The sequence below is a fragment of the Desulfopila aestuarii DSM 18488 genome (assembly GCF_900143695.1).
In the GTDB taxonomy this organism is placed as follows: Bacteria; Desulfobacterota; Desulfobulbia; order Desulfobulbales; family Desulfocapsaceae; genus Desulfopila; species Desulfopila aestuarii.
On record NZ_FRFE01000098.1, the window covers coordinates 1 to 1266 of the forward strand.

2 protein-coding genes are annotated in these 1266 nt (G+C 45.0%); one reads left to right on the forward strand and one right to left on the reverse strand.

Annotated features, from left to right (window positions below; translation table 11 throughout):
- Positions 1 to 77 precede the first annotated feature (77 nt).
- The gene (locus BUF15_RS26485; protein ID WP_073617396.1) at positions 78 to 467 is read right to left on the reverse strand and encodes a YncE family protein; all 390 of its coding nucleotides are present in this window, start codon (positions 465 to 467) and stop codon (positions 78 to 80) included.
- Positions 468 to 950: 483 nt separating this feature from the next.
- Here BUF15_RS26485 and BUF15_RS28190 point away from each other — a divergent pair, with 483 nt between their 5' ends.
- On the forward strand, positions 951 to 1076 hold the full coding sequence (locus BUF15_RS28190; protein ID WP_268753232.1) for a hypothetical protein: 126 nt from the start codon (positions 951 to 953) through the stop codon (positions 1074 to 1076).
- Positions 1077 to 1266: the final 190 nt, after the last annotated feature.

A 1266-nucleotide genomic window follows, 5' to 3' on the forward strand; every position in this document is an offset into this window, starting at 1 on the left:
CAGAGCGATTACGAAGAGCTGCTACCGAACAGGCTCAAAGCCGCCGACCTCCTTTTGCCGCAATCAATAAGTGGGGTTTAATTAGCGGATACGTAGTAATCGTCAGATCCTAAAGAAAACGGTTGTTCCATAGTCATACTCTGAAGATCAATTTTTCGGATGGAGTTGGAACCATTCAATGAAACATAGAGTGTTGTGCCATCGTCGGAGAGCGAGAGGACGGAAGGCTCGCTCCCGACGGGTAAAACCTGAGTAATAGTGCCTTGAAAGGGATTGATCTCAACAACCGAATTACCGTATCCACCTCCGGCATTTCCAGGAACACTGGCATACAGTAGGCCAGTAGATTGGTTCGCAACAAGATCATTTGTGAGAAGGTCCAAAACAGACACATCGGCTGCCTGTGTTAGCGTAGCGAAGCTAAACGTGGCTGCAAATATTGCCCCTACGATACTTTTTGGTTTCATGAGTTATCCACCCAGTTTTCTAGTAAAATTGCTCTTGGTACTTTTGTGTGTCTCGTTTTGTAACAGGATAAATTTTGAAAGTCAACAAGCTTAACATGTTGAATCTGCAGGATATATGAAATTAATCCAGTGTTTTGTGGGGCTTTGGGAAAAAAAGATATCTATTGAAACATCCTGATTCAAAAGATGTTTTTTCTGCTACGAAAACAACATCGTGTTCCAAGTCGAAGAATGAGAGTCCCCACCACGTGACAAGTTGTACGCCTACATCGAGTCATCTTCCTTGTAACCTTTGCTTTCCGACGCCGCTCCCTAGCTATACAGGTCCGGGTGTTCTGGTGCTCTGGATTACAAGCCTCCTCGTCTCGAAAGAGTGCAGGAGTATGTTCCGGCCGAACGGCTAATTGGCCCTTGCCTAAGGAAAGCTAGAAAACTTGGAAAAGGGCAAAAAGAGTATGGAAGTATGATCATGGGAGAATCGGTATGAAAAAAATCTTCGGACTTACTGCACTGATGAGTCTATGTCTCGTTTCATCACCGCTTTGGGCACACGATCCTGCGGAGGACATTGTCGATGAGGATATATACGCAATTATCGTCATCATTTGAAGACGCGGGAGTCGAACCCGCAGCCAGCCTATAAACACAGGGCCTGACACTGTACCGGGAAAGAAACGGGAAATTACAAGCAGAGGAATCTTAAAATGAGTTATAGTCAAATCTGGTGTTTGAAGAATCATTCTTAGATATTGACCACCCTGGTCAGCTCACCTTCTTTTACTGGTTCAACCCTCTCGCC

What these genes read in the sequence shown, in the direction of transcription:
- BUF15_RS26485 (WP_073617396.1), bottom strand. Translation starts at nt 467, where the DNA reads ATGAAACCAAAAAGTATCGTAGGGGCAATATTTGCAGCCACGTTTAGC.
- BUF15_RS28190 (WP_268753232.1), top strand. Translation starts at nt 951, where the DNA reads ATGAAAAAAATCTTCGGACTTACTGCACTGATGAGTCTATGTCTCGTT.